Raw genomic sequence first — 14,871 nt, 5'->3', positions numbered from 1 at the left:
ACGATGCTGAAATTTACCGCAGAACACGAATGGCTGAAGTTCGAAGGCGATATCGCCACCGTTGGCATCACCAGCCACGCCGCTGAACAGCTTGGCGATCTCGTCTTCGTCGAATTGCCGGAAGTGGGCGCCACCTTCTCCAAGGATGGCGACGCGGCAACCGTTGAATCCGTCAAGGCGGCTTCCGACGTCTATTGTCCGCTGGATGGCGAAGTGGTGGAAATCAACCAGGCCATCGTCGATGATCCTTCGCTGGTCAATTCCGACCCGCAGGGCGCCGGCTGGTTCTTCAAGCTGAAGCTTTCCAATGCGGCGGATGCCGATACGCTGCTCGACGAGGCAGCCTACAAGGAGCTGATCGCGTAATGACGACGCCCACCGAATTCCATTTCACCGACTATCAGCCCTATGATTTCGCCAACCGGCGTCATATCGGGCCGTCGCCGTCGGAAATGGCCGAGATGCTGAAGGTCGTTGGCTACAAGAGCCTCGACGCCCTGATCGACGCCACCGTTCCCTCCTCCATCCGCCAGAAGGTGCCGCTGACCTGGGGTGCCGCGTTGACCGAACGCGAGGCGCTCGACCGTCTTCGCGAGACGGCCAACAAGAACCAGGTCCTGACCTCGCTGATCGGCCAGGGCTATTATGGCACCATCACGCCGCCGGTCATCCAGCGCAATATTCTGGAAAACCCGGCCTGGTATACGGCCTATACGCCCTACCAGCCGGAAATCAGCCAGGGCCGTCTTGAGGCGCTGCTGAACTACCAGACGATGGTGTGCGACCTGACCGGTCTCGACGTTGCCAACGCATCGCTGCTCGATGAAGCGACGGCGGCTGCCGAAGCCATGGCGATGTGCCAGCGTGTTGCCAAGTCCAAGGCGACCGCCTTCTTCGTTGACGCCAATTGCCATCCGCAGACCATTGCGCTGATCGAGACGCGTGCGGCCCCGCTCGGCTGGAAGGTGATTGTCGGCAACCCCTTTACCGATCTCGATCCGGTCGACGTGTTCGGCGCGATCTTCCAGTATCCGGGCACGCATGGCCATGTCAGCGATTTCTCCGGCCTGATTTCCCGCCTGCACCAGACGGGCGCGATTGCCGCCGTCGCCGCGGATCTTCTGGCGCTGACGCTCCTGAAGTCTCCCGGCGAAATGGGCGCGGATATCGCCATCGGCACCTCGCAGCGTTTCGGCGTTCCGGTTGGTTACGGCGGTCCGCATGCGGCCTACATGGCCGTCAAGGATGCGCATAAGCGTTCCATGCCCGGCCGTCTGGTCGGCGTTTCGGTCGATGCGCGCGGCAACCGCGCCTATCGCCTGTCGCTGCAGACCCGCGAGCAGCATATCCGCCGCGAAAAGGCGACGTCGAACATCTGCACCGCGCAGGTGCTGCTCGCCGTTATGGCCTCCATGTATGGCGTCTTCCATGGCCCGCAGGGTATCAAGGCGATTGCCCAGCAGACCCACCAGAAGGCGGTGCTGATGGCCAAGGGACTGGAAAAGCTCGGCTACACCATCGAGCCGGAAACCTTCTTCGACACGATCACCGTCGAAGTCGGCCATATGCAGGGCGTCATCCTGCGTTCGGCCGTAGCGGAAGGTGTAAACCTGCGCAAGGTCGGCGCGACCAAGATCGGCATGAGCCTTGACGAGCGCACGCGTCCGGCAACGCTGGAAGCCGTCTGGCGCGCTTTTGGCGGCAATTTCTCGATCTCGGATTTCGAGCCGGACTATCGTCTGCCGAAGGAATTGCTGCGCACCAGCCAGTACATGACGCATCCGATCTTCCACATGAACCGTGCCGAAAGCGAGATGACCCGTTACATCCGCCGTCTTTCGGACCGCGATCTGGCGCTTGACCGTTCGATGATCCCGCTCGGTTCCTGCACCATGAAACTGAACGCCACGGCGGAAATGCTACCGATCACCTGGCCGGAATTTTCCGACATCCATCCCTTCGTACCTGCCAATCAGGCACTCGGTTACAAGGAGATGATCGACGATCTCTCCGAAAAGCTGTGCTCGGTCACCGGTTACGACGCCTTCTCCATGCAGCCGAATTCCGGCGCGCAGGGGGAATATGCCGGGCTTCTGACCATCCGCAACTACCACCTCGCCAATGGCGGCACACATCGTGACGTCTGCCTCATTCCCACCTCGGCGCATGGCACCAATCCTGCCTCCGCGCAGATGGTCGGCATGAAGGTGGTGCCGGTGAAGGTGCGGGATAACGGTGACATCGATATCGATGATTTCCGTGTAAAAGCAGAGCAGTATGCGGAAAACCTCTCGTGCTGCATGATCACCTATCCGTCCACTCACGGCGTGTTCGAAGAGACCGTTCGCGAGATTTGCGAGATCACGCACAAGCATGGCGGTCAGGTCTATCTCGACGGCGCCAACATGAACGCCATGGTCGGTCTCGCCCGTCCCGGCGATATCGGTTCTGATGTTTCGCATCTCAACCTGCACAAGACTTTCTGCATTCCGCATGGCGGCGGTGGCCCCGGCATGGGACCGATCGGCGTCAAAGCACATCTTGCTCCTTACCTGCCCGGCCATCCGGCGACGGACGGCCGTGAGGGTGCGGTGTCTGCTGCCCCGTTTGGTTCGCCGTCGATCCTGCCGATTTCCTGGAGCTATTGCCTGATGATGGGCGGCGAAGGGCTGACGCAGGCGACCAAGGTGGCGATCCTCAACGCCAACTACATCGCCGAACGGCTGAAGGGCGCTTATGACGTGCTCTACAAGTCCGAAACGGGACGTGTGGCGCATGAATGCATCATTGATACCCGCCCGCTGGCAGACAGCTGCGGCGTGACGGTGGACGATGTCGCGAAGCGCCTCATCGACTGCGGTTTCCATGCGCCGACCATGAGCTGGCCGGTTGCCGGCACGCTGATGATCGAGCCGACGGAATCCGAAACCAAGGCTGAAATCGACCGTTTCTGCGATGCCATGCTGGCGATCCGCGAGGAAGCCCGCGACATCGAGGAAGGCCGTGCGGACAAGACCAACAACCCGCTGAAGAACGCGCCGCATACGGTGGAAGACCTCGTCGGCGAATGGGATCGTCCCTATAGCCGCGAAAAGGGCTGCTTCCCGCCCGGTGCGTTCCGCATCGACAAATACTGGTCGCCGGTCAACCGCATCGACAATGTCTATGGCGACCGCAACCTCATCTGCACCTGCCCGCCGATGGAGGCTTATGCCGAAGCCGCCGAATAAGGCACTCGGTTCGAATAATAAGAAGGCCCGGACAGATCCGGGCCTTTTTTCGTTGCTGCAAGTGAAACGGTCCTGGGATCGCGCTGACACGATTGATCGCCCGTCGATCCATGTTAAACCGGACCATGCAAACCAGCGGCGATGGAGTGTGAATGCGTCTGATCTGCCTGAACGGTTGGGGCGGAAAGCTCCATGACGAGCTCGTTTCCTATATTGCCGCGGTCGATCCCGATATTCTGTGTCTCCAGGAGGTCATTCATACTCCGGCGGCCACGCAGGAGTGGCTGATCTATCGTGATCACGGCATTGACCTGCCGCAGAGGGCGAATTTCCTGCAGGATGTCGCAAAGGCCCTGCCCGATCATCTGGCGGTGTTCTGCCCGGCAGCGCAGGGCGATCTGTGGGATGATGAGACGCGGTATCCTTCCCAATGGGGGCTGGCGACCTTCGTGCGCAAATCCATTGCCATTGTCGCGCAGGCGCAGGGTTTCGTGCATGGCGCCTTTTCCGCGGACGGATATGGCGATCATCCTCGCTCGCGCACCGGTCATGCCATTCGTGTCTTTGATTTCACGACCCGTAGACCGGTCGTCATCGCCCATATGCATGGCCTGCGGGAACTCGATGGCAAACGGGATACACCCGCCCGTCTGGCGCAGGCAGAACGACTCGTCCAGCTCGTCAGAAACATCGCCGAGGATGGCGACCGGGTCATCGTCTGTGGCGATTTTAATGTTCTGCCTGATAGTGAGACATTCGCCGTGCTGAAGACGCTGGACCTTGTCGAGCTCGTTACGACACGCGGCTTTACCGACACGCGGACATCGCACTACACGAAACAAAATCGTTATGCGGACTATATGCTGGTCAATCCGGCCGTGAAGGTCGATCACTTCCATGTCGTGACGCAGCCGGAAGTCTCGGACCATTGCCCGCTGCTTCTCGAGTTCAGCTGAAAATCTGAACTCAATGTCCGACTTTCACCAGCAGCTAGCCGAAAGTAATCAGCGCACCAGCCGGATGTCGCTCGTCACCACCGTTTTACCGGTCTTGCCGTCCTTGTCGGTCGTGCGCAGCCGCAGGCCATTGTCACCGACTTTTTCAATGGTCATGGCCGCGACGCGGTCGCCGTTGATTTCACGGTTCCAGCGGACCGTGAGATTGATTGCATTTCCCTGACGGTTGCCGGCCAATGCCGAAGGACGGCCGGAGGGGCCGGTATAGGTGCCGCTGTAACGCGCGCCGCTGGCGGCGAGGTCAGCGGCGATGGCGCGCTTTACCACGACAAGACCACGGCATGTACCCGACATGCGCAGCGCCGTCGCCTTTGCGTCGGAACTCAAGGTGCAATTGACATTGATCGGCGGCATGCCGATGCGGGTGATCACCGTTCCCTTGCCTGTCCATGTGCCCTCCAGCGACGACAGGAACCCGCTTTCATCGGCGCGCGTCGGGCTTGCGGCAATGAGGCTTGCGAAAGATAAGATTAGGGCTGCCTTCGTTTTCATGGCGATCATCCGATACGATTTGATGAAAGGTAACTCGCGGATCGCCGAAAATGTTCCTCGTGCCATTTTTCAGGCAACTAAAAAAAACGTCAGCGAAAGTTTCGTCCGCGTCGATGCAACCAAATGCCGGCAGGCATGTTCTTGGCGAGCCACGGTGACCCTGTGCCAATATCGGGCATATTTCGGAGCTTGTTCCATGACGACTATCGGCATTTCGGCATCGAAGGCTAATATCCCTTCCGGGGGGCTGCCGCGCAGCGGTTTGTCCGACCGCACGCTCTTTGCGCTGGCGGCGCTGAACTTCTTTCTTGCCGATGCGCGTGACGGGCTTGGGCCGTTTCTGGATGCGTTTCTGGCCACCAAGGGTTGGTCATCGCTTTCGCTTGGTTTGATTGCAACAGTCGGCGGGCTGGTCGGCCTTTTGGCGACCCCCCTGTGCGGCGCCCTTGTTGATGGCACGGTGTGGAAACGGACGCTGATCGCGGTGCCTGTCGTTCTGGTGACCATCGGGGCGCTCATTACGCTCATCTTTCCCGATGTCTGGATTGTCTGGACTGGCCAGATCATGACCGCTGTCGTCGGCGCCGTCGTCGGTCCCGCCCTCGCCGGGCTGACACTCGGCCTTGTGGGCGAACGCCTGTTTTCCCGGCAGATTTCGCGAAACGAGTTCTGGAACCACGGCGGCAACTTTGCCTCGCTTTTCGCCACCTATGTTGCCGTTTCCTTCTTCGGACTGCATGGCGTCATCGGTCTCATGCTGTTGACAGCGGCGGGAGCGCTTGTTGCCGCAGCCGCAATCGACCCTGACAGGATCGATCACAAGGTTGCGCGCGGTCTGGGTGAAGACAAGGGCGAACCTGGCCCCTCCGGCATCAATGTGCTGTTTCACGAACGTGGATTGATCCTGCTCGCCGTCATCCTGCTCATCTTCCATTTCGGCAATGCGCCGATGGGGCGGCTTCTGGCCCAGGATTTTGCGATCGAATTGCAGACGCCGTTCCGCACCACCGCCATCATCACCGGCGTCGCGCAGTTTGCCATGATCTTTGTGGCTGCCATGGCGCCTTTGCTCATACGCCGTTTCGGCCTTGCCATGGTCTTTCTCATTGCGCTCGCAGCATTGCCGATCCGTGGGTTTCTTGCGTCCGCTTTCACGGATTTCTGGGTTATTTTCCCCGTGCAGTTTCTCGACGGTATAGGCGCGGGCCTTTTGGGGATTGTGACGCCGGTGGCTGTGGAGCGAATCCTGAAAGGCACAGGGCGTTTCAACGTCGGTCTCGCCAGCGTGATGATGGTGCAGGGTATCGGCGCTTCGTTCAGCAATGTCGTTGCGGGCTGGCTGGTGACGAAAGGCGGTTATGCCCTGTCACATCTGGTTGGCGGCGGCATTGCGGCCATCGCTATAGCCCTGTTCCTTGTCTACCGGAATGAGATCGCGCCAAGACAGAATGACGAGATCGCCGCCAAATAAAAAGGAGGCCTTTCGGCCCCCTTTTTAAAAACGTCTGTACGGATATTTCCTCAGCCGACAAAAGCACGCTCGATCACGAACTCGGCTGGCTTGTTATTGGCGCCTTCATTGAGCCCCGCCTTTTCAAGCAGTTCCTTGGTGTCCTTGAGCATAGCGGAGGAACCGCAGATCATGCCGCGATCGATTTCGGGATCGAGCGCCGGAACACCGAGATCCGCAAACAGCTTGCCGTTCTCGATCAGCGTGGTGATGCGGCCCTTGAAGGGGTAATCCTCGCGGGTGACCGTTGCATAATGCTTCAGCTTGTCGCCGACGATCTCGTTCAGGAATTCGTGGTTACGGATTTCCTCGACCAGATCGAAGCCGTATTTCAGTTCGGCCACGTCGCGGCAGGTATGGGTGAGGATGACTTCCTCGAACTTCTCATAGGTTTCCGGGTCGCGGATCAGGCTCGCGAAAGGCGCGATGCCGGTGCCGGTGGAGAACATGTAAAGCCGCCTGCCGGGCGTCAGCGCATCCAGAACCAGCGTGCCTGTCGGCTTCTTGCGCATCAGGACGGTGTCGCCGGGCTTGATCGCCTGAAGATGCGAGGTCAGCGGGCCATCCGGAACCTTGATCGAGAAGAATTCAAGTTCCTCATCCCAGGCGGGGCTGGCGATGGAATAGGCGCGATAGATCGGCTTTTCTCCGACCATCAGGCCGATCATGGCGAATTCGCCGGAGCGGAAACGGAAACCGGCCGGACGCGTCATGCGGAAACGGAACAGGTGGTCCGTATAATGCTCCACCGATAAAACCGTCTCGGCGTAAACACCATCAGGTATCTTGATCGCGAAATCTTCCGTCTTGGCTGGCGCGTTCATTTCAGGTTCCGTCCATTCTTATTCGATAAGCGACATTCTCCGACCGGGCAATTATACCATTTTTGCTCCGGTTTGAAGGCATGAGAATGTCAATACTGCCATGTGCGCAGGAAATATGTATCCAAAACTCATATTTCTCGCATCATGCGTCAACCGGCCGCACGGCGGCGCCAGCTATAGGCCTCTCCGCCAGCGGCCTGTCTGGCCGTCGGCTGGTAATAGACCGGAATTTCCGGCAGGCGATTTTCAGACAGGCGGCGGATCGCCGTGCCGTTCGTCACCGCAAAGCTGGTAAAGCCCGTCCGCAACATCAGCGGCACCTGATCGATCAGCACATCGCCGACAGCCCTCACCTCGCCTGTAAAGCCAAGACGGCTGCGCAGCAGCGAGGCGTGGCTGAAACCACGGCCGTCATTGAAGGCCGGGAAGCTCACGGCAACAAGCTCGATACGGTCGAGATAAGGCTCAAGCCGGGTGACATCGTCGGCAGGCGCGATGAGAACACCAAGGCCGATATCGTTGCTCTCGGCAGCGCGGACGAGGAAATCGGCAAACGGCAGCAAGGGCCTTTGCTCCGCTGTCGCCTTCACTTCTTCCGTTTCAATCACCCAGGGATCGTTTTCCACGAAACCGTCGCGGTTCCAGATTTTCGTCATTGCAATCTCCTCAGGCGGCTTCGGCTGCGGAACCGTAGAGCGCATCCTTGAAAGGCTGCGGTCCGACGCGGCGATAGGCTTCGAGGAAGTTCTCTTCCTTCGAAAGGCGAAGACCAAGATAGGTGTCGACGATGGTTTCCACAGCATCGGTCACTTTTTCCGGCTCGAAGCCACGGCCGATGATCTCGCCGATCGAGGTGTTTTCATCGCCCGATCCGCCAAGCGTGATCTGGTAGAGTTCAGCACCTTTTTTCTCCACGCCCAGAAGGCCGATATGGCCAACATGGTGGTGACCACAGGCATTGATGCAGCCGGAAATCTTGATCTTCAGCTCACCGATTTCCGCCTGACGCTCATGCGCGCCAAAGCGGGTGGAGATTTCCTGCGCCAGCGGAATGGAACGCGCATTGGCGAGCGCGCAATAGTCCAGCCCGGGACAGGCAATGATATCGGTGATCAGCCCGGCATTGGCGGTGGCCAGCCCAGCGCCGACAAGCGCGCGATAGACCGGTTCGAGATCAGCCAGCGCCACATGCGGCAGGATGATATTCTGCTCATGGCTGATACGGATTTCGTCGAAGGCATATTCTGCGGCGATATCGGCGACGAGTTCCATCTGCTCGTCCGTCGCATCGCCCGGAATGCCGCCAATCGGCTTCAGCGAAATCGTCACCATGCCATAGTCCGGGTGCTTGTGCGGCGCGACGTTTTGCTCGACAAAACGGGCAAAGCCTTCATCGGCCCGCTTCCAGCGCGCCAGGCTCTCCCAGCCCTCGGGGCGGTCCTTCAGTTCGGGCGGCGCGAAATAAGCGGTGATAGCCGCGATATCGGCATCCGGAAGCTTCAACTCGGTGTTCTTCAGTTCCGCGAATTCCACCTCGACCTGCCGGGCCAGTTCTTCCGCACCGGTCTCGTGCACGAGGATCTTGATACGCGCCTTGTATTTGTTGTCGCGACGGCCGTGCAGATTATAAACGCGCATGATCGCGGTGGTGTAGGACAAGAGGTCCTCTTCCGGCAGGAAGTCGCGAATTTTCTTGGCGATCATCGGTGTACGACCCTGTCCGCCGCCGACATAAACGGCGAACCCGATCTCGCCCCTGTCGTTCTTTTTCAGATGCAGGCCGATATCGTGAACCTGAATGGCGGCGCGGTCGCGCTCGGCGCCCGTCACCGCGATCTTGAACTTGCGCGGCAGGAAGGAGAATTCCGGGTGTACGGAAGACCACTGACGCAGGATTTCCGCATAGGGGCGCGGATCGGCGACCTCATCGGCAGCCGCACCGGCGAAATGGTCGGCGGTGACGTTACGAATGCAGTTGCCGGACGTCTGCAGCGCATGCATTTCGACACTTGCCAGTTCAGACAGGATATCCGGCGTATCGGACAGACGCGGCCAGTTGTACTGGATGTTCTGGCGGGTGGTGAAGTGGCCGTAACCCCGGTCATATTTGCGGGCGATATGGGCCAGCATCCGCATCTGCTTGGAATTCAGCGTGCCGTAAGGAATGGCGACGCGCAGCATATAGGCATGCAGCTGGAGATAGACACCGTTCATCAGGCGCAGCGGCTTGAACGCATCCTCGGCCAGTTCGCCGGAAAGGCGGCGCTCGACCTGATCGCGAAACTGTGCCACGCGGCCTTCAACAAATGCGTGATCGAACTCGTCGTAACGGTACATATTCTTCCTCAGACTGCGATGAATGCTGCATCGGCCGGCTTGAAGCCGGTGGCATAGTGCACGGTTGGGCCAGCGGCGCGAATGCGTTCGCGAAGACGGGTCGGCCAGAGCTTGCCGTTCTCCTCGACAACATCGATGACGGCCACATCCACGACCTTGTTGGCGGAGAAATCCCGCTTGCCGATTTCCTCGAACGAGGCGACGGCCTCCGCATGGCGGGCCACGATCGCCCCCTGCAGGTTCTCCGTCCATTCGCCATTGGCGTCGAGCCAGACGGCGATACCGTCGCTCAGGCGGTTGGCGGTCAAAACCTTGTCAGCCATTTGCATACTCCCGTTTGAGGTTCGCCGGCCTTGCGGCAAGCGCAAGCGCCTCGGACCTGTCGAAATTAGCGCCCGCCACGGCATCGCCGATGATGACCATGACCGGGCCGGTCAGCTCATCGCGATGTTCGAGGTCGGGCAGATCGTTCAATGTGCCATGCAGCAGGCGGCGATCCGCGCGGCTGGCGTTTTCGATGACGGCGACCGTCGTTTCCACGCCAAGCCCCGCCTCGATCAGCCTTGTCGCAACCGAAGCGGCGACGCTGCGGCCCATATAGACGGCAATGGTCGCGCCGGAGACGGCAAGACGGGCCCAGTCGGGCAGGACATCGCCGGTCAGGTCATGGCCGGTGGTGAAAATCAGCGACGAGGCGACACCGCGCAGCGTCAGCGGCAATTCGAAATCCGCAGCGGCGGCGAAGGCGGAAGTGATACCGGGCACGATCTCATAACCGATACCGGCATTACGCAGCGCCGCCATTTCCTCGCCCGCCCGGCCATAGACCAGAGGATCACCGGATTTGAGGCGCACGACACGCTTGCCATCCTTGCCGAGGCGCACCAGCAGGCGGTTGATTTCCTCCTGCGATTTCGTGTGGCAGCCCTTGCGCTTGCCGACGGAGAGACGCTCGGCATCGCGGCGCCCCATATCGACAATCGCCTGCGGCACAAGCGCGTCATAGACGATCACATCGGCTTCCATCAACACGCGCTGGGCGCGCAATGTCAGCAAATCTTCCGCCCCCGGACCGGCACCAACCAGCCAGACGCGGCCTTCGCTGCGCTCAGGCGATTGCAGCAGACGGTCAGCGGCTTCACGTGCTGAAGACGTATCGCCAAGAGCCACGGCATCCGCGACCGCACCGGAAAAGAACCGCCGCCAGAAATTGCGCCGCAAGGCGCCCTTCGGCACGTTTTCTTCGGCTGCGTCGCGATATTGCACGGCAAGACGCGCAAGCTTGCCGAGCGACGGCGACAACATCTGATCGATGCGCGCGCGGATCATCTGGGCAAGAACAGGCCCCGCCCCTTCCGTGCCGATGGCAATGGCGACAGGCGCGCGGGCGACCAGCGCCGGCGTGAAGAAATCGCAGAATTCCGGCTGATCCACCGCATTGGCAGGGATTTTCTTTGCACGCGCCGCAGAAACGATCTCACGGTCCAGCGCCTCGTCACCAGTTGCGGCAAAAACCAGCGTTGCACCATCGATCAGACGGCTTTCGAAACCCAATGCCCGATGATCAATGCTGTTTTCCTGGAGATAACGTCTAAAATCCGCTTCCGGCTGATCGGCATAGGCGACGATATGCGCATCAGTGTTGGCGAGAAGCCTTACCTTGGCGAAAGCCTCGTCTCCATTTCCGAAAACAGCGACCTGCCGTCCCTCAACCCGGAAGAAGGCAGGGAAGGTTGAAAGGCGGTCGCCAGCAGCGGAAAAATCATGTTCGTTGTGCATTGGACATATATCCCGCATTGCGATGCAAGATTGAAGAAACAGAAATTCAAGCCTTTCCAGCACCTGGATTTTTATTTCTCGAAGACCCCTGTTTTGGAGGAAAACAAACCGGCAGTCCCTTTTCGGGCCTCAGAATCCCTTCAGAATCCCTTGACAAACCGGGTCCTCGCGCCGAACAAGGAGCGACCGTTTCCTGTCGATTTCTCCATGCGAAGACCGCTTTTCTGCAGGCGGCACGAAGGACCAGCCCCTTGACCAGCCACACCCTCGCCGCCCGCCTTCTCGATGTCATCGAACACGATATCCTGCCGCTGACAGCGCGCGGGGTCAGCCTCGGCAACAAGGTTTTCGGTGCGGCGATCCTGCGCAAATCCGACCTGTCGCTGGTGGTGGCCGAGACGAATAATGAGCTGGAAAATTCGCTCTGGCATGGCGAAGTGCACACGCTGAAACGGTTTTACGAACTGGGTGAAAAGCCGAATACCAAGGAACTGATTTTCCTTTCGACCCACGAACCCTGCACCATGTGCATGTCCGCCATCACCTGGGCCGGCTTCGACAATTTCTACTCCTTCTTCAGTCACGAGGATTCCCGCGACGCTTTCGCAATCCCGCATGATCTGAAAATCCTCAAGGAGGTTTTCGGGCTGGAGCCCGGCGGATATCGCCGCAACAATGCCTTCTGGAATTCCTATTTCATCGCCGATCTGGTGGAGGGCGAAGACGATCCGCTGAAGACCACGCTGAAGGCGCAGACGGCCCGGATCAAGGCCGTCTATGACGATCTTTCCACCAGCTACCAGTCCTCAAAGGGTGACAATGACATTCCGCTCAACTGACGCGGTTTTGCATCCGAACAAAGAGTAAAAACGAAAAGACAGGGCATTTGCGGGTGATCCCGTTTCCACCCATACTCCCCGCAAGAACGAAGGTTTGAGACATATGGAAGCCTCGAAGGATATTTCCCGCCTGATCGAGATCATGCAGGCCCTGCGCGAACCGGAGACCGGCTGCCCGTGGGATGTCGTCCAGACCTTCGAGACCATCAAGCCCTATACGATCGAAGAGGCCTATGAAGTCGCCGATGCCATCGAGCGCGAGGATATGGACGATCTCTGCGAGGAGCTGGGCGACCTGTTGCTGCAGGTGGTCTTCCATGCCCGCATCGCCGAGGAAAAGGGCGAATTCGCCTTTGGTGACGTGGTTGAGGCCGTCACCTCGAAGATGATCCGCCGCCATCCGCATGTCTTTGCCGCATCGGACGCCGATACGCCTGACAGTGTCAAGCTGCAATGGGACCGGATCAAGGCCGAGGAAAAACGCGAGCGGGCGGAGCGCCGCGTGCGCCGGGGCATTACGGAGGATTTCAAGGCGGGCTTTCTGGGTGGGATACAACGTAGCCAGCCGGCGCTGACGGAGGCCTTGAAACTACAGGAACAGGCGGCCCGCGTCGGTTTCGACTGGTCGGATCCGGCTCCCATTCTCGACAAGATCGAAGAGGAAATAGCCGAGCTGCGCGAGGCGCTGGCGGAAGGAAAACCGGAAAAGGTTTCGGACGAACTCGGCGACCTGATTTTCGCGCTCGTCAATATCGGCCGCCACGTCAAGACCGATCCGGAAAATGCGCTGCGTGGCACCAATACGAAATTCCGCAGGCGTTTCAACCATATCGAAACATCACTCTCTGACAGTGGCGAGACGCTTCAGGAAGCGAGCCTTGAGAGAATGGAAGACCTGTGGCAGGCGGCGAAACGCATCGAACGGTCGCTCGATACGGTTTCGTCCTGATTGTTCTGATATTCCGCTAAGGAGCGCTCAGCGCTCCCAGTCTTCCCGCTCGCGAATGGTCGCCTTTCCAAGCTTCCGTTCGAGTTCAGCCGCCTGCGTTTCCGAAAGGCGCACATCAAGCGCAACCGAGCCATCCTCATGGTCTTCACGGCTATCGACGATGGAGTTGCTGTAAACCCAGGATATGAGCGGCAATTGCTCAACGGACAGGAGAACGGTTGTTTCCGTCAAAACACCGGACAGGCGTTTTGAAATCTCGTCCATGAGGGCATCGACGCCCTCGCCCGTGATTGCCGAAACGGCACGGATATCCGAGCGGCCTTCGGCACGCTGCATGATGGCGTCATGCGCCTCGGGTTCCAGACGGTCGACCTTGTTCCAGACCTCGATGATGCGCTTTTCGGCTTCCTTCTCGTCAATGCCGAGATCGCCGAGAATGCGCAGCACGTCAGCCGATTGCGCGGCATTGTCGGGATCGGACATGTCGCGCACATGCAGAACGAGATCGGCTTCCAGCACTTCTTCGAGCGTCGCGCGGAAAGCGGCGACGAGATGCGTCGGCAGGTCGGAGATGAAGCCAACCGTGTCGGACAGGATGACGGTTCGGCCATGTGGCAGTTTCATGCGACGCAATGTCGGGTCGAGCGTGGCGAACAGCATGTCCTCCGCCAGAACACCTGCCCCGGTGATGCGGTTGAACAGCGTGGATTTGCCGGCGTTGGTGTAGCCCACCAGCGCGACGATCGGATGCGGCACCTTGCGGCGCTTGGCGCGGTGAAGCTGGCGGGTACGCACCACCTGCTCCAATTCCTTCTCCAGCTTGACAATGCGATCCTGCAGCAGGCGTCTGTCGGCCTCGATCTGGGTTTCACCCGGACCGCCCATGAAACCGGCGCCACCGCGCTGGCGTTCAAGGTGGGTCCAGCTTCTGACGAGGCGGCCCTTCTGGTAGTTCAGATGCGCAAGATCGACCTGCAGCGTGCCTTCCTTGGTGGAGGCACGGCGGCCGAAGATTTCAAGGATCAGACCGGTACGGTCGATGACCTTGGCATTCCACTGTTTTTCGAGATTGCGCTGCTGCACCGGGGTGAGCGGGTGATCGACGATCACGAGGCCGGAATTGGTCTCATCCAGAAGATGGCCGATTTCCTCGATCTTGCCGGTTCCGAACAAGGTGGCGGGACGCGGCTGATTGACCGGAACGACAAGACCCTGCGTCACGTCGAGATCGATGGCAAGCGCCAGACCCTTCGCTTCCTCAAGCTTGGCTTCAACGGAGCGACCGGGGGAAGGAGGTGCCGACGCCGCATCGCGGCCTTCGCGTTGCTGCTTGAGAACCGGCACGAGAACCACGGCGCGCATGTCGTCGCGGCGCTTCTCCTGCTCCGGAATGATCGATTCGTTCGAGGTGTCTCGCGTCGAAATGGGCTCAGCCTTATCCAGAAGGAACATTGCGGCCGACCGCGTCCGCGCGGGCGGCCCTTAGAATAACCTGACGGAACCGGAAATGTTCCCTCTTCACGTCAGCCTATGTCGAAAGATACCGTCGAGGGAGCCCGATCAGGCTGCGCCTTCTTCGCTCTCGAACATCTGCATCGGCTGGCCGGGCATGATGGTGGAGATTGCATGCTTGTAGACAAGCTGCGAATGACCATCACGGCGCAGAAGCACGCAGAAATTGTCGAAGGAGGTGACAACGCCCGTCAGCTTGACGCCGTTGATCAAGAAAATCGTGAGCGAAATCTTTTGCTTACGAACGGTATTGAGGAAGAGATCCTGAAGGTTTTGAGAACGTTCCGCCATGGCGCCGCTTCTTTCTTTTTTGCCGGCAGGGATACCGGAAAATAATCAATCAATAATAAGCCGGCCAAGTCTTGTCCCCCGCTTGGTCGACC

14 protein-coding genes are annotated in these 14,871 nt (G+C 59.5%); 6 read left to right on the top strand and 8 right to left on the bottom strand.

The annotated features are described in order from the left end of the window. The first annotated feature begins 3 nt into the window (after window positions 1–3). The 3 genes from gcvH (at window position 4) to AGR13A_RS06795 (ending at window position 4,186) form a co-directional block, all read left to right on the top strand. A complete protein-coding gene (gcvH, locus tag AGR13A_RS06805; RefSeq protein WP_003502678.1) occupies window positions 4–366 on the top strand; it encodes a glycine cleavage system protein GcvH in 363 nt (120 codons plus the stop codon). Further along, window positions 366–3,230 carry an aminomethyl-transferring glycine dehydrogenase gene (gcvP, locus tag AGR13A_RS06800; RefSeq protein WP_080834335.1) on the top strand — a complete coding sequence of 955 codons (2,865 nt, stop codon included), beginning with the start codon at window positions 366–368 and terminating at the stop codon, window positions 3,228–3,230. The genes gcvH and gcvP overlap by 1 nt, the downstream gene beginning before the upstream one ends. A 152-nt stretch (window positions 3,231–3,382) precedes the next feature. After that, window positions 3,383–4,186 (top strand): endonuclease/exonuclease/phosphatase family protein, encoded by an 804-nt coding sequence (locus AGR13A_RS06795; RefSeq protein ID WP_080834332.1) that lies wholly within the window; start codon window positions 3,383–3,385, stop codon window positions 4,184–4,186. Window positions 4,187–4,234: 48 nt separating this feature from the next. On the opposite strand, the gene AGR13A_RS06790 is transcribed toward AGR13A_RS06795, so the two are convergent. Then, window positions 4,235–4,738 (bottom strand): hypothetical protein, encoded by a 504-nt coding sequence (locus AGR13A_RS06790; RefSeq protein WP_080836624.1) that lies wholly within the window; start codon window positions 4,736–4,738, stop codon window positions 4,235–4,237. Window positions 4,739–4,934: 196 nt separating this feature from the next. On the opposite strand from AGR13A_RS06790, the gene AGR13A_RS06785 reads away from it, so the two are divergent. Further along, window positions 4,935–6,209: an MFS transporter gene (locus AGR13A_RS06785; protein ID WP_080834330.1), complete on the top strand. Its 1,275-nt coding sequence runs from the start codon at window positions 4,935–4,937 to the stop codon at window positions 6,207–6,209. A 50-nt stretch (window positions 6,210–6,259) separates the two neighbouring features. On the opposite strand, the gene AGR13A_RS06780 is transcribed toward AGR13A_RS06785, so the two are convergent. From AGR13A_RS06780 to cysG, 5 genes are all read right to left on the bottom strand, one after another. Then, the gene (locus AGR13A_RS06780) at window positions 6,260–7,072 is read right to left on the bottom strand and encodes a ferredoxin--NADP reductase (RefSeq protein ID WP_035217416.1); all 813 of its coding nucleotides are present in this window, start codon (window positions 7,070–7,072) and stop codon (window positions 6,260–6,262) included. Window positions 7,073–7,221: 149 nt separating this feature from the next. Beyond that, on the bottom strand, window positions 7,222–7,728 hold the full coding sequence (locus tag AGR13A_RS06775; RefSeq protein ID WP_080834328.1) for a DUF934 domain-containing protein: 507 nt from the start codon (window positions 7,726–7,728) through the stop codon (window positions 7,222–7,224). Between the two features lie 10 nt (window positions 7,729–7,738). Further along, entirely contained in the window at window positions 7,739–9,409 is a 1,671-nt protein-coding gene (locus AGR13A_RS06770; RefSeq protein WP_080834327.1) for a nitrite/sulfite reductase, read from the bottom strand. An 8-nt stretch (window positions 9,410–9,417) separates the two neighbouring features. Continuing rightward, a complete protein-coding gene (locus tag AGR13A_RS06765; protein ID WP_035217422.1) occupies window positions 9,418–9,732 on the bottom strand; it encodes a DUF2849 domain-containing protein in 315 nt (104 codons plus the stop codon). Continuing rightward, complete coding sequence (gene cysG, locus AGR13A_RS06760; RefSeq protein WP_080834325.1) at window positions 9,725–11,188, bottom strand: siroheme synthase CysG; 1,464 nt, start codon at window positions 11,186–11,188, stop codon at window positions 9,725–9,727. Before cysG ends, AGR13A_RS06765 begins: the two co-directional genes overlap by 8 nt. Window positions 11,189–11,439: 251 nt before the next feature. Here cysG and AGR13A_RS06750 point away from each other — a divergent pair, with 251 nt between their 5' ends. Beyond that, a complete protein-coding gene (locus AGR13A_RS06750; protein ID WP_080834319.1) occupies window positions 11,440–12,027 on the top strand; it encodes a deaminase in 588 nt (195 codons plus the stop codon). Window positions 12,028–12,130: 103 nt separating this feature from the next. Then, the gene (gene mazG, locus AGR13A_RS06745; protein ID WP_080834317.1) at window positions 12,131–12,976 is read left to right on the top strand and encodes a nucleoside triphosphate pyrophosphohydrolase; all 846 of its coding nucleotides are present in this window, start codon (window positions 12,131–12,133) and stop codon (window positions 12,974–12,976) included. A 27-nt stretch (window positions 12,977–13,003) separates the two neighbouring features. Here the strand turns inward: mazG and hflX are convergent, their stop codons facing one another. Together hflX and hfq are read right to left on the bottom strand one after the other, a co-directional pair. Next, window positions 13,004–14,428, bottom strand: coding sequence for a GTPase HflX (gene hflX, locus AGR13A_RS06740; protein ID WP_208612388.1), 1,425 nt, complete (start codon window positions 14,426–14,428; stop codon window positions 13,004–13,006). A gap of 108 nt (window positions 14,429–14,536) precedes the next feature. Further along, the gene (hfq, locus tag AGR13A_RS06735) at window positions 14,537–14,779 is read right to left on the bottom strand and encodes an RNA chaperone Hfq (RefSeq protein ID WP_003496145.1); all 243 of its coding nucleotides are present in this window, start codon (window positions 14,777–14,779) and stop codon (window positions 14,537–14,539) included. Between the last annotated feature and the right edge of the window lie 92 nt (window positions 14,780–14,871).

It is taken from the genome of Agrobacterium genomosp. 13 str. CFBP 6927 (genome assembly GCA_900012615.1).
Taxonomy (GTDB): domain Bacteria; phylum Pseudomonadota; class Alphaproteobacteria; order Rhizobiales; family Rhizobiaceae; genus Agrobacterium.
Note: the sequence above shows the minus strand (reverse complement) of the source record. Positions and strands in the feature narration are given on the sequence as shown.